This is a genomic window from Candidatus Eremiobacteraceae bacterium (assembly GCA_035295225.1).
GTDB lineage: Bacteria > Vulcanimicrobiota > Vulcanimicrobiia > Eremiobacterales > Eremiobacteraceae > JABCYQ01.
Genome location: DATGJI010000023.1, coordinates 98801 through 118296 on the forward strand (window position 1 = coordinate 98801; position 19496 = coordinate 118296).

Annotated in this window: 18 protein-coding genes; 11 read left to right on the plus strand and 7 right to left on the minus strand. The window is 64.8% G+C overall.

Annotation, left to right across the window (positions count from 1 at the left end):
- Positions 1–248: 248 nt before the first annotated feature.
- From VKT51_03485 to VKT51_03500, 4 genes are all read right to left on the minus strand, one after another.
- Complete coding sequence (locus VKT51_03485) at positions 249–464, minus strand: hypothetical protein (protein HLJ83226.1); 216 nt, start codon at positions 462–464, stop codon at positions 249–251.
- A 397-nt stretch (positions 465–861) separates the two neighbouring features.
- The gene (locus VKT51_03490) at positions 862–1419 is read right to left on the minus strand and encodes a hypothetical protein (GenBank protein ID HLJ83227.1); all 558 of its coding nucleotides are present in this window, start codon (positions 1417–1419) and stop codon (positions 862–864) included.
- Between the two features lie 406 nt (positions 1420–1825).
- Positions 1826–2380 (minus strand): hypothetical protein, encoded by a 555-nt coding sequence (locus VKT51_03495; GenBank protein HLJ83228.1) that lies wholly within the window; start codon positions 2378–2380, stop codon positions 1826–1828.
- 123 nt (positions 2381–2503) lie between these two features.
- A complete protein-coding gene (locus VKT51_03500; GenBank protein HLJ83229.1) occupies positions 2504–3271 on the minus strand; it encodes a DUF5666 domain-containing protein in 768 nt (255 codons plus the stop codon).
- 135 nt (positions 3272–3406) lie between these two features.
- Between VKT51_03500 and fabF the strand changes: the two genes are divergently transcribed.
- The 4 genes from fabF to purH are packed head-to-tail and all read left to right on the plus strand — an operon-like array spanning position 3407 to position 10518.
- Positions 3407–4654, plus strand: a complete 1248-nt coding sequence (gene fabF, locus VKT51_03505) for a beta-ketoacyl-ACP synthase II (protein HLJ83230.1) — start codon at positions 3407–3409, stop codon at positions 4652–4654.
- A gap of 1 nt (position 4655) precedes the next feature.
- Positions 4656–5417, plus strand: coding sequence for a ribonuclease III (gene rnc / locus VKT51_03510; protein ID HLJ83231.1), 762 nt, complete (start codon positions 4656–4658; stop codon positions 5415–5417).
- Positions 5418–5458: 41 nt separating this feature from the next.
- Positions 5459–8950: a chromosome segregation protein SMC gene (gene smc / locus VKT51_03515; protein ID HLJ83232.1), complete on the plus strand. Its 3492-nt coding sequence runs from the start codon at positions 5459–5461 to the stop codon at positions 8948–8950.
- A gap of 2 nt (positions 8951–8952) precedes the next feature.
- Positions 8953–10518: a bifunctional phosphoribosylaminoimidazolecarboxamide formyltransferase/IMP cyclohydrolase gene (purH, locus tag VKT51_03520; protein ID HLJ83233.1), complete on the plus strand. Its 1566-nt coding sequence runs from the start codon at positions 8953–8955 to the stop codon at positions 10516–10518.
- Positions 10519–10600: 82 nt separating this feature from the next.
- Here the strand turns inward: purH and VKT51_03525 are convergent, their stop codons facing one another.
- A complete protein-coding gene (locus tag VKT51_03525; protein HLJ83234.1) occupies positions 10601–11362 on the minus strand; it encodes a double-CXXCG motif protein in 762 nt (253 codons plus the stop codon).
- A gap of 104 nt (positions 11363–11466) precedes the next feature.
- On the opposite strand from VKT51_03525, the gene VKT51_03530 reads away from it, so the two are divergent.
- Positions 11467–12861, plus strand: coding sequence for an amidohydrolase family protein (locus VKT51_03530; GenBank protein HLJ83235.1), 1395 nt, complete (start codon positions 11467–11469; stop codon positions 12859–12861).
- Between the two features lie 7 nt (positions 12862–12868).
- On the opposite strand, the gene VKT51_03535 is transcribed toward VKT51_03530, so the two are convergent.
- Positions 12869–13465 (minus strand): hypothetical protein, encoded by a 597-nt coding sequence (locus tag VKT51_03535; GenBank protein ID HLJ83236.1) that lies wholly within the window; start codon positions 13463–13465, stop codon positions 12869–12871.
- Complete coding sequence (locus VKT51_03540) at positions 13438–14316, minus strand: hypothetical protein (protein HLJ83237.1); 879 nt, start codon at positions 14314–14316, stop codon at positions 13438–13440. Before VKT51_03540 ends, VKT51_03535 begins: the two co-directional genes overlap by 28 nt.
- A 102-nt stretch (positions 14317–14418) precedes the next feature.
- Here VKT51_03540 and hisS point away from each other — a divergent pair, with 102 nt between their 5' ends.
- From hisS to VKT51_03570, 6 genes are read left to right on the plus strand one after another with little or no spacing between them, the layout of a single operon-like run.
- Positions 14419–15696 (plus strand): histidine--tRNA ligase, encoded by a 1278-nt coding sequence (hisS, locus tag VKT51_03545; GenBank protein ID HLJ83238.1) that lies wholly within the window; start codon positions 14419–14421, stop codon positions 15694–15696.
- Positions 15693–16148 (plus strand): biotin/lipoyl-containing protein, encoded by a 456-nt coding sequence (locus VKT51_03550; GenBank protein ID HLJ83239.1) that lies wholly within the window; start codon positions 15693–15695, stop codon positions 16146–16148. Before hisS ends, VKT51_03550 begins: the two co-directional genes overlap by 4 nt.
- Entirely contained in the window at positions 16133–16729 is a 597-nt protein-coding gene (locus VKT51_03555; protein HLJ83240.1) for an HAD family hydrolase, read from the plus strand. Before VKT51_03550 ends, VKT51_03555 begins: the two co-directional genes overlap by 16 nt.
- Positions 16726–17763, plus strand: coding sequence for a D-glycero-beta-D-manno-heptose-7-phosphate kinase (rfaE1, locus tag VKT51_03560; protein ID HLJ83241.1), 1038 nt, complete (start codon positions 16726–16728; stop codon positions 17761–17763). Before VKT51_03555 ends, rfaE1 begins: the two co-directional genes overlap by 4 nt.
- Entirely contained in the window at positions 17760–18251 is a 492-nt protein-coding gene (locus VKT51_03565; GenBank protein HLJ83242.1) for an adenylyltransferase/cytidyltransferase family protein, read from the plus strand. The genes rfaE1 and VKT51_03565 overlap by 4 nt, the downstream gene beginning before the upstream one ends.
- The gene (locus VKT51_03570) at positions 18248–19492 is read left to right on the plus strand and encodes a hypothetical protein (protein ID HLJ83243.1); all 1245 of its coding nucleotides are present in this window, start codon (positions 18248–18250) and stop codon (positions 19490–19492) included. Before VKT51_03565 ends, VKT51_03570 begins: the two co-directional genes overlap by 4 nt.
- Positions 19493–19496: the final 4 nt, after the last annotated feature.

Below are 19496 nucleotides of genomic sequence, written 5' to 3' on the forward strand. Positions count from 1 at the left end.
CCTTCAATGCATAGCAGCGTGCGAGCTTTATTCCATTGCACGCATCGTCGACTCACGTCACGTTACGCGAATGAGCGGCCGTCACCACCCGAACGTCGACAATTGATTCGTAAGGCCTACGCCGGCCGTTTCGCGCTCGCTTGGGTCGCTCACCAATGGCCTAGGCGCACCGCAGAGTTCGCTTCAATAGAGAAGGCGCGGAGCTCGTTCGAGCCCCGCGCCGTGGACAACACTTCGAAATTCGGAGCCTACGTTTTGTCGCGCAGCTTGCGTTTCGCCTCGTCCATGTCGGCCTTCGTCCTCTCGACATCCTCGTGGACGAACGACTTGACCTTCTCGCCTGTCGTCATCTCATCGCCGGCGACATCTCGCTTCGCGCGTTCGAGCTCTGCCTTGGTTCTATGTTCCAGTTCATGAGCCGCGTCTTTGCCGTCAGCGACGGTCTTTTTTAGCTGGTCTGTCATCGTGAGCGCCCCCTTTGCAACGCTCAGATGGTATACCCACTGCGATCGACCTCATAACGCGGCACTGCGGGAACCCATATCTTGACGACGTTTCAGCCCGACTCTGACGGGGGTATAAGAGTCACAATATATCTATATACCTATGCGACCGCAAAAGATCGGACTGAATGACCATGCCCGCAAAGAAAAAGAAAAAATCGACCCTTGCCACCGGTGCGAGAAAAGCAAAGCGTGTGGCTTCTAAGGTCTCTAAAGCGGCGCGAACCGCATCGGTTGTCGCTTCATCGGTAGCAGACGTCGCCGACGCGATTGCGGCCGGCAGTAAGAAGAAGAAATCGACGAAGTCGACCTCGCGCTCGAAATAGCGTCGTAGTAGGGCGAGCATCGCTCGCCCCGGTTACGCCGGGTTTTCCAGAGCCGCGGCGGCGCGATCGAGCTCGCGGTAGCCGACATAGTGGCGCAGGCGGTTGGTGAGGTAGGCCATGACCACGAATAAGCCTGCCAGACCGACGGCCGTGTCGAAGTACTTGCTGATCAGCACGGAGAGGATCAGCACGACGCCGCAGACCGCTCCCGGGATGACTTTGATCGCGCGCTCGGCATTGACGTAACCCGCAAAGCGACTCGGCCACGCGAAGACCCAATAGAGATTCAAGAGCGGCACGAGATGATAGAAGGCCGCTTCGGGTGGTTTGATAGGATAATCGCCATCGGTCTGTTGACGCAGCACGCTGTGAAATCGATAGACGCACATGAGATAATAGATGAAGATCAGGATCGCAAAGATCCAGAATGCATCGGATGGCGGGAGCGTCGCCTTGACGTGGGTGAGGAGGTTCACGGTTTCTTCGTCGGATGTGTCTTTGAGTTCAACGCCGATCAGCACGATGATCAACGCGAAGCCGGGCCATATAGGATAAGGCTTCAACGCATACGGATGAGCGGTGTTTGACATCGCGCGAATCGTCTGCGACCCGCGGCGCGGTCTATCCTTTGAAATAAAGAAGGGGCCTCGCGTTTGCGACACCCCCGGATCTTTACCGATAGAAATATCCGCTTATCGGCGGTTATTTCTTCTTCTTCGCCGCCTTCTTTGCCGGCTTCTTCGCCTTCTTCTTCGTGGCCATGGTGTGCAGGTCACCTCCCCCCTGGTCTTCCATCGCATGCGGGGCGTTGCTGTACGCCTCTACCATTTTGCGCTTTCAGTTTTCACACGTCGGCGCGTATCGCTTGCGGACGGAGAGTGCGGAGACTCTTAGGGTCCACATCCGGACGCTTCTTACTTAGAGAACGTCCTCCTTCTCGTCATCGGCACGTCGCGCGCGAGACATTAGCGCGCACAAATGCGCGGATGATCCGCATCATCGGATGCGGATGTTGATCGCGTTGAGCACGCCGTCGGAGACGATATCACCGTACACCGTGATCGGCAGACCCGCGCGCAGCGCTTCCCATGAACTCGCCGCGCCGGATAGGTTGAAAACGTTGGCTCGTTTGCGATAGACCGTGTTCATATAGCCCGCTTTGCTGCGCATCTGAAGAGCGTCACGCGAAACGCTCACCACGACGCCCATGACGACGCGTCTGCCCGGTGGTATCGGGCCAGAACGGATTCTGACGTTGATCGCGTTGACGGTGCCGGCCGCGACGACCGCGCCGTATACGGTGATCGTATCGCCGCCGCGGATGTTGTTCCACGAGAGCGGCCGGTCAGCGAGGTCGAACACTATCGCGTTTGCGCGGCGCACCGTGAGCATGTTACCGGCGTCACTGCGCATTTGGAAACTGTCGCCGGACATGGTCGTGACCTTGCCCATGATGACCTGTGTCGCCGCTGCGGACGGGCTGTTTGACGCGGCGATCGCCGTACCAGCGAAGGCGAATACGAGCAAGACGTGTGCAACCCGACGGAGCATGGTGCGCCCTCCTCAACAGCCTTGTTCGGAAATCGCCGCACAATAGAAAAAGCGGCGCATCCTCAAGGTTCGCTCGAGCGAGCGAGCGTTCCCTGGGATGCGCCGCGCGCGTGCTATCCTATCTCAATAACCGAGATACGAGCGAATGCGGATGGACGACGCGTACAGCACAGCCGATGACGGCGTGATGCCGGCGACGGTGATCGCTTCTCCCGCGTGCAAGCTTCGCGTGCCGACCGCGTTCGAATTGGCGTCGATCACTTGCGTACCGCTGTTGAAATAGACCGTCCACGTATAACCGGCCGCGCTGCGCATCGCGAGCGATCCGCCGTTGACGGACAACAGCGTACCCATGAGCACCTTCGTCGCTCCGTTGACGGGATACTGACCGTTCGGGTACTGGCCGTTGGGATAAGGATTGACCGGATGCTGCGGCACATACGGCGGATTGTAATTGTTATTGTTGTAGTTGTTCTTGACGTAGCCGCAGCCGTTATCGTCGCGATCGCGGTTTCCGTTGCCTATCCGCTGTACGTCGTCCGCCACGTAGACGCCGTTGCCGTTGTAACTGCCGTCCAGACGCACTTCAACGCCGCGCTGCAGCACATCATCCAGGTCGATGTTTTCGCGGTTGTAGCGACCTTGGCCGTTCAGGCGTACTTCAACGGTGCCGCGCTGAGTCTCTACCGCAAATCGGCGGTTATTGTCCACGCGCAACACGCAGCCGGTGAGCGAGGTCTGGCGATAGTCATTGCGGTTGTTATTGTCGTCGCTGTCGTGGTTTCCGTAATACCAAGATGGCGGCGCAGCGAGCGCCGGAGCGGCAGCTGTTATCGTGAGCGGGGCGAAGATCCCCGCGGCGGCCAAGAGGGCCGCAAGGTACGCGCGCATAGTATCCTTCCTCCGAATAAAATCGCGTTGCTGTTGCGCACCCATATACGAGAGAACGAAACGGCATCTCGAAGCGTTTCCCAACCGGCACACGGGCAGGAACAGGACGCGGCCTGGAACCATTAACCCGAACGTATGGGTTCATCCAGGCGCGTGGTCGTGACTGGCCTCGGCGCGGTCAGCCCGCTCGGTAACACTGTCCCCGAATTCTGGGCAAATGCGATCGCCGGCAAGAACGGCATCGGGCCTATCACGCACTTCGATCCGCGCGATCTTCCGACACGCTTCGCGGGCGAAGTCCGGAACTTCGACGCAAGCGAACTCGTCGGCAAGAAAGATTCGCGGCGGATGGACCGCTTCGCGCAGTTCGCCGTCGTGGCAGCGCGCGAGGCCGTGACCGAATCGGGTCTGCAGATCACGGATGAGAACCGCGATCGGATCGGCGTGATCGTCGCATCTGGGATCGGCGGCATCCTGACCCTTGAAGATCAGCACAGCGTTCTGCTCGAGCGCGGTCCCGACCGCGTCTCGCCTTTCTTCATTCCCATGCTGATGGGGAACAGCGCGCCAGGGCAGATCTCGATCGCCTTCGACGTGCACGGACCAAGCCAGACGACGGTGTCGGCCTGCGCGTCTTCGAACAACGCCCTCGGCGACGCATACCGGCTGATCGAGCACGGCGATGCGGACGCGGTCATCAGCGGCGGCGCGGAAGCTGCGATCACCCCGCTTGCCGTCGCCGGTTTTTGCTCGATGAAAGCGCTCTCCACGCGCAACGACGATCCAGCGAGCGCTAGCCGACCGTTCGATTTGGATCGAGACGGCTTCGTGCTCGCCGAGGGCGGCGGTGCGCTCTTGCTCGAAGAGCTGGATTTCGCCAAAAAGCGCGGCGCGCATATCTACGCCGAGATCATCGGCTACGGCCAGTCTTCAGACGCCCACCACATCGCAACGCCCGATCCGTCCGGACGCGGCGTGCGGCTCGCGATCGAACGCGCGCTGGCCGATGCCGGCTGCACACCGGACGATGTGGATTACATCAACGCTCACGCCACGTCGACCGGACTCGGCGATACGGCCGAAGTGCAGGCGTGCGCGGCGGTTTTCGGTGCGCGTTCCAAAACGCTTCCGATAAGCGCGAACAAGTCGATGTTCGGCCATTCGCTCGGAGCGGCCGGCGCGCTCGAAGGGATCTGCACCGTGTTGGCCCTTCGCGACGGCGTGCTGCCGCCGACGATCAACTATCACACGAAAGATCCGCTCTGCGACATCGATTGCGTGCCGAACGTCGCGCGCAAGGCGTCGCCCGAAGTGGCGCTGTCGAACTCGTTCGGTTTCGGCGGCCACAACGCGGTACTCGTGTTCCGCGCATATTCGGGCTAGCATGTCGCGATCGGTTGGCCGCCGCCGTCAGGTGCGCGCGTTTGCCGAGCGGCTTGGACTCTCCGCACCGGACGATGCGTGGCGCGCGTACGATGAAGCGCTCACCCACGACTCGTTCGCACACGAGGGGCCGCGAACAAAAGGCCACGATCGCGCCGCGGATTCCGCGACGTCGAACGAGCGGCTCGAATTCCTCGGTGATGCAATCCTCGGCGCGGTCACTGCGGCGTATCTCATCGGCCGCTATCCGGCAGAATCGGAAGGCAAGCTCTCGCGCAGGCGCGCCGCGCTCGTGTCGCGCGCGGCACTGGCCGTCACGGCCGACCGGTGGGGGGTGGCGAAGCTGCTGCTCCTCGGCAAAGGCGAAGCAGCGGCACACGGCGAGCGCCGCCCGACGATTCTCGCAGCAGCGGTCGAGGCCGTCATCGGGGCGGCGTTTTCCGTGGAAGGTTATGCCGCCGCGACCCGGCTCGTGACGCAAGAGCACCTCGCATTCTCCGATGTCGGAGTGACAGCCGATCCAAAGACGGCATTACAAGAGCTGGTCCAAAGCCGTTTCAAAAGGGCGCCGGCGTACGCGGTGACATCGGAGACGGGTCCGGCGCACGCCAAGGTCTACGTCGTGCGAGTCGCGATCGGCTCCGACTTGCTGGGAACGGGCTCGGGTCCGACGAAGAAGTTGGCGGAGACTGCGGCCGCTGCGGATGCACTGCACGCCTTACAGACAGCCGGAGGAATTCGTACATTTACCTCAAGAGCATAGACATCTTCGGGTTCAAGACGTTTGCGGATCGAACGCGGCTGCTGTTCGAACCCGGCATATCCGCCATCGTCGGTCCGAACGGCTCCGGTAAATCCAATTTCGTCGACGCCGTTCGCTGGGTGCTCGGCGAGCAGAGTGCGAAGCAGCTGCGCGGCGCGCGCATGGATGAGGTCATCTTCGCCGGCAACAGCCACCGCCGGCCGATGGGCATGGCCGAGGTCACGCTGACGTTCGACAATGCCGACGGGGCGCTCGCGTTGCCGTATTCCGAGGTGGCCGTGACGCGGCGCGCCTATCGCAGCGGCGAGGGCGAGTATTTCCTCAACAAATCTCAAGTCCGGCTGCGCGATATCATGGATCTGCTGCTCGGCACGGGCCTCGGTCCGGATGCTTCGGCGATCATATCTCAGGGTCAGATCGATGCGATCCTCTCGGCCAAGCCCGAGATCCGGCGGGAGATATTCGAAGAGGCCGCCGGCACGAGCAAGTATCAATCGCGCAAGCGCGAGGCGCAGCGGCGCCTCGAACAGACCGATGCGAACGCGGTGCGCGTCAACGATGTCATCGTCGAGCTCGCCAACGCGCTGCCCGCGATGGAACAAGCGGTGAGACGCGCGAAGCGCCACAAAAAGGCGAGCGCGCGGCTGCGAGAGCTAGAGATCTACTCGCACGTCCGCAAGACGGCGGAACGCAGAGACGAGCGCGCCGCGTTGGTGGAAGTGCTCGGCGAAGAAGAGGCCGAACGCGCGAGCGCGGATGCGGCGACAGCCAAACTCCACGCCGAATCGTCGGCGGCCCGATACGAAGAATATCAGTCGACGATGGCGCTCGACGAACGCAACGCGGCGTGCACGAACGCCGCGCACGAAGTGCAAGATCTTGCAGCGGCACAGGCCGGAGCGGAAGTCAGGCTGCACGAAAGTGAACGGCGCTGTTCCGACGGCGAGCGCGACGTCGAGGCCGCGACCCGGGCGGTCGCCGACGAAGAAGCGCGTGTCACGCGACTCGCATCAGAGATGGCCGCGGCGCGCGAAGAACGCGACGCAGCCCTGCAGCGAGCCGAATCTGCGGCGCGCGCGGAAGCCGACGGAACCGCCAAGTGGGAGATCGCGTACGCCGAGCTTCGCGCTCTCGAGGATTCTCGCGCTGCCACGGCTGCGAAGGCTGCCGAGGGCGAGGCCGCCTGCGCAGCGGCGCGATCGGAGCGCGACCGCTTGACGCGCATCGTCGAGGCGCTCGAAGCGGCGCTGATCGCGGATCGCGAAGCGGCAGATGCACGCTCGGAATCCGCGCGCACGCTTGCCGCCAACGTCGCGACACTGGACGCCTCGATCGAGCAGCTGCGTCGCGATGCGGCCGCTGCCGACCGCGCTCGCGAGCAGGCCGGCGCGGAACTCGAGAACGCGCGCACGGCGCTCGAGGCGGCGCGCGGACGTGCGGTCGAGATCAATGCTCGCCTGGCGGCGCTCTCGGAGTTCGAACAGCAGCGGCTCGGCGTTCCGGCGGGCGTCGATGCGGTGGTCGCCGCGCAAGGGTCAACCGGTCTGACCGGGATCATCGGCGTCGTATCGGATCTCATCCGCGTCGATGCGCGGTACGCGGCCGCGATCGACATGGCGCTCGGTGCGCGAGTCCACAACGTCGTGACCAAGACGGCCGCCGACGCACAAGCGGCGATCGCGATGCTCGACGCCACGAAGTCTGGGCGCGCGACGTTTCTGCCGCTCGATCTCGCGCGTCAAGTGGAATTGCCGCTCATGCGGGATGCGTCCAGCGCGGCCGGATTCATCGGCCGCGCTGCCGACCTTGTCTCCTGCGATGACAGCGTGCGGGGCGCGCTCGACCATCTTTTGCGCGACGTCGTGGTCGTCGACAATTTGGACACGGCGCTGCGGCTCGCGCCCACGCTGCTTCCGGCCACGATCGTCTCGCTTGCCGGCGAAGTCGTCCGCAACGCATCCATAACCGGCGGAAAGAGCGGAGCCGACACCGGGCCGCTCACGCGGCGCGCGCAGATCGCCGAACTCAGGCAGCAGAGCACTGCGGCCGACGACGCAGTGCGCGCAGCAGAGCACGCGTGGGGCGTCGCGCGAACTGCAGCGGCCGACACGACGGCCGCCGCAGAGCGCGCAGCCGAAAACCACATCCAGGCTCAGCTCCGCCGCCGAGACGACATAGCGGCGCGCGAGCGGGCCGAGATCGAAGCAGCGCGATATCATCAACAGATAGAGGCAACAGCCGAAGAACGCGAACGGTCGGCACGCGACGTGCGCGCGGCCGAGGAGACGCTGGAGCGCGAATCCGCGACGGCTGCCGCCGGCAAAGCCGCGGCGACTGCGTTAGAGCTCGAGCGCCGCGCAGCGGCGAGCCGCGCGGACGAACTGCAAAGCATTGTGAGCGGTTTGCGCGACGCGCACCGCCGCGCGGCTGCCGATGCTGCCGGTCTGGTCGAACGCGTCGCACAGGCCGGCGACGATGTCGAATCCGCCCGTTCCGACGTGATAGCCGCGCGCACCCATCGCGAAGAGCGCATCGAAGCGTTGGCGGCGGCGCGCGACGAGCGGACCCGCAACAGCGAAGAACTTGCACAGATCTCGCGGCGCAGATCCGAATCCGACGCGGCGCTCGCGGCGCTTCAAGCGGAGGCAGATGCCGCTCGGGCAGAGCGTGACCGGCTCACGGCGCGAGCTCGCGCGCTCGAAGAACAAGTGAACGCGCAATCGGCGCAGCGCCAAGCGCGCTCGCTCGAATCGGAGCGGCACCGCATCCGGTTGGCGGAGATCGACGCCGAGATCGCGATGCTCGCCGAGGCCTTCGCGCAGAATCCGGCGACATCGGAGGAATGCGAAGCTGTTTCCGCCCGCTACGAGGGATACGACGGCGATGCGGACGCTGAGATCCGGCGCTTGCGCGACGAGCTTGCGCGGCTCGGTAACGTGAATCTCAACGCGCTCGAAGACCAGGCGGCGCTCGAAGCGCGGCGCGAGTTTCTCCTCAGCCAGCTCGCCGATCTCGAAGCCGCGCGCGCGAGCATTCTCTCGGTCATCGCGGACATCGACGCGGAATCGGTCCGCCAATTCAACGCGACGTTCGAACGCATCGCCGCTGCGTTCGGTGCGACGTTCGCGCGCTTGTTCAACGGCGGCGTCGGCAAGATCTGGCTGGCAGACGCGGATGATCCAACGCAAGCAGGCATCGAAGTGGCCGCGCAGCCCCCCGGCAAGAAGATGACGAGCTTGAACTTGCTTTCAGGCGGTGAGCGAGCGATGACGGCGGTCGCGCTCATCTTCGCGATCTTGAGCGTACGGCCGAGCCCGTTCTATATCTTCGACGAAATCGATGCCGCGCTCGATGAGGCCAATGTCGGCCGCTTCGGCGCGGCGCTTGCCGACGTGGCGCGCGATGCGCAGACGATCATCATCACGCACAACAAGGCGACGATGACGCTTGCAGACCGCATCTACGGCATCACGATGGGCGAACCGGGATCGTCGAGCGTGCTCTCGCTCGCGCTGGAAAAAATCGGGGCCTGACCTTGGCTTTGGCCGCCGCGCTGCTGTCCGTGTCGGACCGGACGGGCATCGAATCGCTCGCCTCTGCGCTGCACGATAACGGCTACTCGCTCTATGGAACGTCCGGTACCGCAGAGCATCTTCGCGCCGCCGGGTTGGCGTGCGAAGATGTCGGGACGCTCACCGGGTTTCCTCCGCTGTGCGATGGTCGCGTCAAGACGCTGCATCCGAAGATATTCGCCGGCATTTTGGCGGATCGGACGCGCGCCCAGCATCTGGCGGATCTCGCACAATACGATGTGCCATCCTTTGCAGTCGTCGCCGTGAATCTGTACCCGTTTGAACAGACGGTGCAGCGACGCGGCGCGTCGGAAGCGGAGATCGTCGAACAGATCGATATCGGCGGGGTGACGCTTTTGCGCGCGGCGGCCAAGAACTACGCCCACGTGGCGGTGCTTTCCGATCCGGATCAGTACGCGGGGTTCATAGAAAGCCTGGCGCGAGGCGGGTCTTCGCTTGAGGAGCGGCGGACCTGGGCCGGCGCCGCGTTCGCGCGCTGCGAACGATACGATACCGCGATCGCCGCGCATTTTTCCGGCGCGTCGTCGCCGCTCGATCTGCCGGAGACGCTTCACATGTCGTTGACGCGCGCGGCCCAACTGCGCTACGGAGAAAATCCGCAGACGCGTGCCGCGTTCTATCTCGGTCGCCCCGACATGCCTTTGCCGAAGCAGCTCTGGGGAAAGACGCTTTCGTATAACAACCTGCTCGATCTCGACTCGTGTCTTCGGCTGCTCGCACCGATCGAATCACCGGTGGGTTTTCCCGCAGGCATCGCGCGGCACGCTGTTGCAGCCGCCATCGTCAAGCACACCGTTCCGTGCGGCTTGGCTGCTCGCGCGAACGTACACGACGCGGTGGTCGCCGCATTGGGCGCCGACCCGATCTCAGCGTTCGGCGGCATCGTCGCATGCGGGGCCGAGGTAGATGAAGCCACCGCCGCTGTGCTGGCGTCGCGGTTCTTGGAAGTCATCGCGGCGCCGTCGTTCTCCCCGGCGGCGCTGGAACGGCTGCAAAAGAAGAAGAACCTTCGCCTGCTGCAATTCGATTCGACGCTGCCGTCCGCGCTGCTCGAAGCGGGCAAAGTGCGCTCAGCGCTTGGCGGCATACTGATCGAACATCCGGATCCATCGGCGCCGGCAGATTCGTGGACGGTCATGACTCAGATCTCCCCGACCAGGGAACACTGGCGCGACCTGTTATTCGCCTTCGGAGCAGTCCGCCAAGTGAAGTCCAATGCGGCAGTCGTGGTCAGCGACGAAGTGACGCTCGGCGTGTGCGGCGGTCAGACGAATCGCGTCGCTGCGGTCGAGCTCGCATGCGAACGCGCCGGGGACGGCGTGCGCGGCGCGGTCCTCGCCACGGACGGGTTCTTTCCGTTCGCGGACGGACTTGAAGCGGCGATTCGGGCCGGCATTTCGGCCGTCATAGCGCCGGGCGGCTCCGTGCGCGACGCGGAAGTCATCGAGGCCGCGCGCAACGCCGACATCGCTCTCGTCTTCGCCACTCGCCGCTACTTCTTGCACTAGAAAATGCGGGCCCCTCATGGCCCGCCGGTCGCTGATGTAGGGCGGGCCTTTATGGCCCGCCGGCGGACCGTAACCGTCCGCCCTACAGCCGGTACGTCACGCGGCGCGTGGTGCGCGATCGCGTCGTCGAAACTTCCGCGAAAGAGATATCGGTAAGCCGCAGGGCCTGCGCCGCCTCGACGAACGCAGACGTCGCATAGATGCACGACGGCACGTCGATGCTTCGGAAGATATCGGACTTGCCGCTTACGGTGTGCGGGTCTATCGCCGCTCTTCGCCCGCTCGGCAGATCGCGATGGCCGCACGCCGCGCACGCCGGCGCGCCGCCGGGCGGCAACGATTCGTCGAACACACGGCCTTCGTAGCCGAAAACAACCTCGCGATAAAGCGGATCTTCGCCGCCCCAATACGTGATGCGGGTAGGAAACGTGCGAAGCCCGGTGATGCCCGCCGCTTCCAGCCGCAGCGCCACCTCCGGCCGGACGAGCATAACGCCCGGCCACGCCGGCCAGCCGAAGTCGCCGAACGTGCCTTTGCCGTGCCCGACGAGCGGACCGAACTCCGCACCCGGCGGCAATGCGGCTTCGGCAGGAACGAATGGGCGCACGGCCTCGCGCATGCGATGCACGATATACATCGATTGCGGCCGGCGCAGGCGGTACCGTTCTTGCCCCGGCATGCTTGAAAGATCGACGTCGGGATACGCGACGCACGACGCCCAGGTCTCGTAACAGCGGGGACAATTCTGGATGCCCGGCAAAGCCCACGTGTGCGCGGCGATGATCTCGTTTGCGATCAGCCGGTCAGCTGACGTGAGATCACGGCTGACGCGAAAAAGACGCAAGGTTTTCATCCTTCGACTGTTGTGAGCGGTCGCGCGCACGATCGCGGATAAGCCGCATCCTGTTTGCGGCTCACGACGTTCGCCACCCGCATCGGAGCGCAAGAGTGACAGACGACACACGGGCCGCTCACTTCGACTGCAACTGTCCGCACACACCGTATTCGGCAGACATCCACCGCCGGGCCGCGACGGTCATCGGGCGCCGTTCATTTCTCGCGGGACTCGGCGCGCTCGGCGCGGGCGTTGCGCTGTGGCCGCACCGCGCCCTCGGTGCGGCGCAGTCCGTCGTTCTACGTGCGGCGCGGTTGTTCGACGGTATGGCGATGCGCACGCCGGGCGTTCTCGTGATCAAAGGCGACCGCATCGTGTCGATGACCGCGGGCGACGCCGGCGCAGACGCGCACGTCGTTGATCTCGGCGACGCGACCCTCATGCCCGGACTTATAGACTGTCATACGCACGTGGCGGCGCGCGTCGTCACGTCGATCTACCTCGAAGGGTTCGGCCCGCGCGACGAATCCGGCGAAAGCGTCGCCGAAGCCGCGATCTTTAGCATCAAAAACGCTGCCGCGATGCTGCATAACGGGTTCACGACGATCCGCGACGTCGGCGGCGGCAGCGGCATCGATATCGCGGTTCGCGATTCTATCGCGCTCGGCGAGATTCAAGGCCCGAGAATGTTGGTCGCAGGGTTGCCGCTCACGATCACCGGGGGCCATGGCGATGCGAATGACGTGCCTGGCGACGTCACCGTCAACCGCCCGACGGGTGTGGCATTCGGCCCCTACGGTTTTCGCGAAGTCGTTCGCGAAAACGTGAAGAACCATGTCGATCTCATCAAGATCCTCGCTACCGGCGGCGTGCTATCGTACGGCGACGTCTGGAATATCCCGCAGATGAATCTCGACGAGATCCAAGCAACCGTGGACGAGGCGCACAAGTTCCAGCGCAAAGTCAGCGCGCACTGCCACGGCGATCCAGGCATCGCGCTCGCGGTCGAGGGCGGCTGCGATTCGATCGATCACTGCACCGGCGTCTCCGAGGGCACCGCGCGGAACATGAAGGATCGCGGCACGTATCTCGTCCCCACGATCTGGGCGCTCGATTCCATCATCCAGCCCGGCAACCCGAATCGCATCCCGCAGAACAGCCTGGACAAGGCGATGAAGATGAGCGAGCTGCGCAACGCGGGTATTCACCGTGCGCTCGGAACCGGCGTGAAGTTCGCGTACGGGACCGACGCCGGCGTTTTTCCGCACGAGCAGAACAACCTCGATTTTGCTCTGCTGCGAAGGCTTGGAATGGATGCGACCGATCTGCTCCGCTCGGCCACTTCGTCTGCGGCCGCGCTGATCGGCGCGGATGACCGCGGCCGTCTTGCGGCGGGTCTGCTCGCTGACGTCGTGGCGTTCCAGGGCGACCCGACCGCCGACATCTCCGTGATGACGAAGCCCAAGTTCATCATGCTCGGGGGTGTCCAGATCGCGAGCGCGTCGTGAACACGAACTAACGAACTGCCGCGACGATGGCGTCGACTAGTCCGTAGCGCACGTCGCCGTCGCGCAGCGTCACGCCCACGCGGCCGGTCACGCGCACCCACGCTCCGGAAGTCACGCGGACGCCGGCTCGCGGATCGACGTCAAAGCCGACGTCGACGGCATCCGCAGCGCAGCACGTCATGATGCGCCGCGAAATCGTCGGCGGCCAGCCGTCGTGCGACGGCGTCCACGTGCCGCTGACCGATATCACTCGGCCTTCGAGCGAGCGCGGATCCGCGTCCAGCGCGTCGAGCGCATCGAAAAGATCCGCGGCGCCATGTACTCGCGGCGCGCGCGATTCCACGCCCCGCACGGCGGGCGGTCCCAAGCGGGCGATCCATGCGCCGGCGAACGCGCCGCACGCAAGCGCAAGCGCGAGATGGACCGCAAAAGCGCGAGCGCTGCGATAGGCGATGACCATCAGCGCCGCCGCCGCGCACAACGTCACGGCGGGCGCAGTCGAAACGAGCGAGGCGGACCGCGATACAGCGATCGAGAGCGCCAAGCCGGCGAGAAACGCGAGCTGCCTGCAGCCCACTATGACACGGCGATGATCAGAGCGCACGCGATGCCGCTGCACGCGGCGGCCGCGATCGCACGCGCCGGACCGAACGTTCTTGCAAGCAGCATGAGCTGCCGCAAGCCTGCGCCTTGAGCGCAGAGCATGAACGCCATCTGGGAATGCGGGTCGCGCAGGAGCGCTGCCGCCATGAGCGGATCCGCACTCGAGCAGGGCGAGAATATCAGGGCCATTGCAGCGGCTCCGCCGTACGGCACGTGCGTGAAGAAGCTTGCGGGCACGAGCGCTTTTGCGCCGGCCGCTAGGATGGCGGAGATCAGGATGCCGGACAGCGCGGATGTGAGTTGAGATGCCACGGTAGCGGGCGCATGCGATTCGCGTGAGCAATCCGACCCGCGTGCCGAGCCGCCGATCGAGACAAAGCGCAAAGCAAACGCAGTCAACCCGGCGGACAGCGCGGCTCCGGCTGCACGCATGACGGCGACACGAACGCCGAAAACCGCGCAGGTCATAGCGAGCGCGAGCGGCGACGCGATCGCAGCGAACGTCAAAACGAAACCCGCCACGGGCGCGGTCGCGCGCGCCAGCGCGTCGGCGTAGCCATTGAGCGCGCAATCGCAGCCCGGATTGCACAGCGCGACCAGCACGGCCAAGCTTTTTGGGTGCGCGCATTCAGAGGAAAGGAATCGCCGCAGCGACGAGGCCGCAAGCGTGCCCGCCACGACGTAGGGGAGCGCGGCGACGACGATCGACACACAATCTTGCACGGCCTCGGAGATGCGCGCGCCATCCGCTGGACACGTCGTTGAAAGGATGCAGACCGCAGCGGCAGCGCCTGCGCGCGAAAGGCGCAGCGAAGGGTGGGATTCTCGGAAAGGCAGAAGACCGGGCGTCATTCCCGCCTTGGAGACAAAGCGCGGGACGCTTGCGCCCGCAACGCGAAGGTCCGGCGCATCGCCATCCTTCTTCTACCTATGGGTCGATCGATAACGCGCGACGTGAAAAACCTGACGGCGCCTCGCGGCACCTACGATATACTTCCCGACGATTCTCGGCGCTGGCAAGCGCTCGAGGCGGTCATCGACGGCGTCTGCGCGCGCTATTGTTATGGAGAGATCCGCACGCCGCTTTTCGAGAGCACCGACGTTTTTGTCCGCACGATCGGGGAAGGCACCGACATCGTCGACAAAGAGATGTACACCTTCATCGATCGCGGCGGGCGCAGCATCACGCTCCGGCCCGAGCTCACCGCACCGGTCGTGCGCGCCGTCCTCGAACACTCCATGCTGCAGACACTGCCGCTCAAACTGTACTATCGCGGCCCGTTCTTCCGATACGAGCGGCCGCAGCGTGGTCGATTCAGGCAAGCCCATCAAGTCGGCGTCGAATGCTTCGGCACAGCGGCTCCCGAGGCGGACGCCGAGGTCATCGCGCTGGCGCTGGACGTCGTGGGCGGGGCCGGCATCCGCGACCGGCATCTTGAGCTCAATTCGATCGGTTGTCCGACATGCCGAGCTGTCTATCGCAAAGCGCTGGTCGAATATTTCGAGAAGAACTCCGCGACGTTGTCCGAGCTGAGCCGCGCGCGCTTGACGACCAACCCGCTGCGCATTCTGGATTCAAAAGACGAAGCGGATCTGCGGCTCGTCGCGACGGCACCGCGCGTGCTTGACTATCTTTGCGCGGAATGCCGAGCGCACTTCGAAGGCGTGAAGTCCAGCTTGCGCTCGATGCACATCGACTTCGCGATCAATCCGAACATCGTTCGCGGCCTGGACTACTACACGCGCACGGTCTTCGAGATCACGTCACCGGCGCTCGGCGCGCAGAGCGCGGTCGCCGGCGGCGGGCGTTATGATGGGCTCGTCGAATCCATGGGCGGACCGCCGACGCCCGGCGTGGGTTTCGGCATGGGGATGGACCGTCTGATCCTCGCAGCCCACGCAGAGGGTTCCTCAAACAGCGACGAACGGCAGCTCGACGTCGCGTTCGTCGCACTCGAGACCGCCGGCCTCGCAGCGCTCGTTCCCGCACTCCACGCGATGCGCACCGCGGGTTTCCGCGCAGATGTCGACTACACGCTGCGCAAGATGGACAAGCAGCTCAAAAATGCAGCCGCTCGCGGCGCACGGTTGGCGGTGATCGTCGGCAGCGACGAACTTTCCGCCGGCGAAGCGACGATCCAGAACCTCGACACCCGCGAACGGTCGCGCGTCGCGCTTGCACACGTCGAAGGCGAAGTCGTTCGCCGGCTGCAGCAGCGGGAGAAGGCATGACACCCGAAAAGAAGGATCTCGACAAGCTGGTAGATCTGATGCAGCGCGAAGGCCTCGACCGGCTGCGCGTCCGCTTTGGCGACACCGACATCGATCTGCGCATGACGCTGCCGAGCGCTGCGATCGCTCCGACTGGCGAAGTGACCGCGTCCCCTCGTTCGGGCGGCGCGCCTGCGCAGGATGCCGGGCGCGCGAGTTCGCTCGCGCCGCCGAACGTCAAGAAAGTGCTGGCGCCGTTGGTAGGCGTTTTCTATCGCGCGCCCGCTCCCGGCATACCGCCGTTCGTCGAAACGGGCGGCGCCGTCGCCGAAGGGCAGGTTCTTTGCATCCTGGAAGCGATGAAATTGATGAATGAAATCGTCAGCGAATATGACGGCAGGATCGCGAAGATCTGCGTCAACGACGGCGACCTGGTCACACTGAATCAGGAACTCATGTGGATCGAGACCTGAGCGACGGCCGTGCTCGCTCGAGCGTCTTCTTGGATCGAGATGGTACCCTGAACGTGGATCGACAATACGTGCGCACACCCGAAGACGTCGAACTGGTGCCGCGCGCCGCAGACGGTGCGCGCATGCTCCAAGACGCGGGTTACGCGCTCGTGATCGTCTCCAACCAATCCGGGATCGCGCGCGGCCTGTTCACAGAAACGCAAGCGCAAGCAGTCGATGACCGCGTGATCGCGTTGCTCGCGCAAGAAGGCGTGCGCATCGCCGGTTCGTATCGTTGCCCGCACCTCCCCGACGCGCCCGTCGCAGCGTATGCAAAAGATTGCGACTGCCGCAAACCGCAGCCGGGATTGATTCTTCGCGCGGCGCGCGATCTCGATCTCGATCTTGCGACGTCGTGGGCGATCGGCGATCGGGCGCGCGACGTTGCCGCCGGGATCGCGGCGGGTTGCCGTGCCGTGTTGGTCTTGCCGACGCCTGCGCGGCAGGACGCGGAAGATTTCGAAGGGTCGCGGCCCGAGCACGTGGCGTCCGATCTGATGGATGCCGCGCGGTTCATCATCGGGCACGCGCTCCGCGCATGACCGCTCGCGAAGACGGCCGCTGGGTTTCCGATCTGCTCGCAAGCATGCGCGGCCGGCGCATCGTCGTCGCGGGCGATCTCATGTTGGACGAATGGCTGTGGGGTCGCGTGCGCCGGATATCACCCGAAGCGCCGGTGCCGGTCGTCGAAGTGCAGTCGCACTCGTACACGCTCGGCGGCGCCGGAAACGTCGCATGCAATCTTGCGGCGCTTGGTGCGCGCGTTGCCGTGGTGGGCTTGGTCGGGCGCGACGAGGCGGCCACGCGTCTGCTCGAGCTCTTCAAGCGGATGCGTGTGGACGCGCGCGGCGTGACGAGAGTCGCAGGCCGCACGACGACCCAGAAGACGCGCATCGTGGCACACCATCAGCAAGTGGTCCGCGCAGATCGGGAGAGCACCGATCGCATCGCCGGCGCGGTCCGCGAGTCGCTGTGCAGGGCGCTCGCGACGTTCGACGGCCGGGTTGACGGCGTCATCATCTCCGACTACGGCAAGGGCACGGTCGATGAGACGCTCGTGCGGACGGCACGCGCATACAAGACGCGCGCGATCGTGACCGGCGATCCGAAGCCCGCAAACCTCGCCGCGTTCTCGGGCATAGACTGCATCGCGCCCAATGCGGGCGAAGCCGAATCGGCTTCGGGCATGTCGATCGAATCCGACGCCGATCTTGCGCGCGCAGGTGCTGCGCTGGTGAAACGGACGAAGTGTCGCCACGTGCTGATCACACGCGGTGAGAACGGCATGACGCTGTTCTCGAAAGAAGGCCGGCCGTTCACGGTCCCGGCCGTGGCGCGTCAGGTGTACGATGTCAGCGGCGCGGGCGATACCGTGGTCTCGACGCTGACGCTTGCAATGACCGCAGGTGCGACCATCGAGCACGCTGTTGAGATCGCGTCGCTTGCAGCGGGCGTCGTGGTCGAAAAACTCGGCACGGCCACAGCCACGCCGGAAGAGATCATCGCATTTGCAAAACACGAAGGCGTTGCGGTGGCGGTGCCGCTGCGTTCGAGCCGTTCCCGGAGAGCGCGATGACGGCGGCTGAAAAGGTGCTCGCGCGCGACGATCTAGCGTCGCGTATCGCGGCCGAGCGCCAGTCGCGCGGCCTGGTCGTGTTCACGAACGGAGTATTCGATCTTCTGCACGTCGGGCACGTCCGATATTTGGAGAGCGCCCGCGCGCTGGGCGGCATGCTCGTCGTGGCGGTGAATTCCGATGCATCGGTGCGGCAGCTTTCGAAGGGCCCAGATCGACCGATCGTCGCGCAAGCGGAACGGGCGGAAGTCGTCGCTGCGTTGGCGAGTGTTGACTACGTGTGTATCTTCGATGAGGCGTTGCCGGACGTCACCATACGCTTGCTGCGGCCGGACATCCACGTCAAGAGCGCGCAATACGACGCGAGAACATTGCCCGAAGCAGACGCCGTGCGCGAGGTCGGAGGCCGGATCGAGATCGTGCCGCACATCGCGGCGCGGTCCACGACCGCGATCGTCCGGCGGCTGCGCGCCGGAGGCGCCAAATGACCTCCGCGCCGCGCGTCGTCGTCACCACGAACGGGCCGGGCGAACTGGTCGGCTGGGCTCGCCCGTTCTTGCGCGCGGTCTACAATCGTGCGCCCGACGCGGATGTGACCGTCGTCTTCGTGCCGTGTCCGTATGCCACGGGGCGCGAGGCCGCGCACGCGAAGCAGATGTTTCCGCGCGCCAACGTCGTCGATCCAAAAGCCTACGCGCGCTATCTTTTCCGCAAACCGGTGGCCGGAATGCACCGCGGCTTCGGCGCGCTGCAGTACCTCGGCGGCGATCTCTTCCACGCCACCACGCTTGCGAAGCGGCTCGGAATGGCGGCGCTCACGTATAAGTTCTCTCGACGCGACTACCGCTCGTCGTTCCAGCGCTTCTATGCACTTGACGAGGAGAACGCGCGCAAGCTGCGCGGCGACGGCGCGCCGCCGGAGCGAGTGCGCATCGTCGGCAATCTCGTGCCCGACAGCGTGCTCGGCGCGCTGCAGCAGCCTCTGAACCCGCCTGGAGTCGGTGAAGGCGTCTGCATCCTTCCGGGCAGCAGACCTGCAGAGATCAAGCATCTGATGCAGTACTATCTCGCGATCGCCAAGGGCCTGATCGAAGCGAGGCCGGGGTTGCCGGTCACGTTCGTCGTGTCGCCGTTCACTTCAGACGAGCAACTCGCGACCGCGCTTGCTCGCGAACCGGATCCGCTGTACGGCGGCATGCGCGGCATCGTGGCTGACGGCGGCACCGCCATCGTCGGTGACGGCGTGCGTGTCGCGCTCGACCGGTCGGGCAACTACGGGGTGCTCTCGCGGGCGGGACTGATCGTGACGATTCCAGGCACGAAGTGCCTGGAAGCCGCGGTGCTCGGCCGGCCCATGCTCGTCATCGTTCCGTTGAACCGCCCGGACGAAGTCGCGATGAACGGGCTCGGCGCATACCTGCACCACGTGCCGATCGTCGGACGCCCCCTCAAGCGCTGGCTCGTGCGCTCGGTCGAACGCCGCTTCCGTTTCGTCGCGCAGCCGAACATCGATGTGGACCGCATGCTCGCGCAGGAGCTGCGCGGCGTGCTGATGCCGTCGGACGTCGTCGCGAAGGCAGTCGACATGCTCGATAGGCCGGATGAATTACGTGCGATGGGCGAGACGCTGTCCAAAGTGTATGCGTCGCACGTCGGCGCCGCCGACCGCATGGCTGCCGACGCGCTTGCGATAGCGGCGAGCGCGGCAAGTCCGAGCGGAGCGGCCTGATACG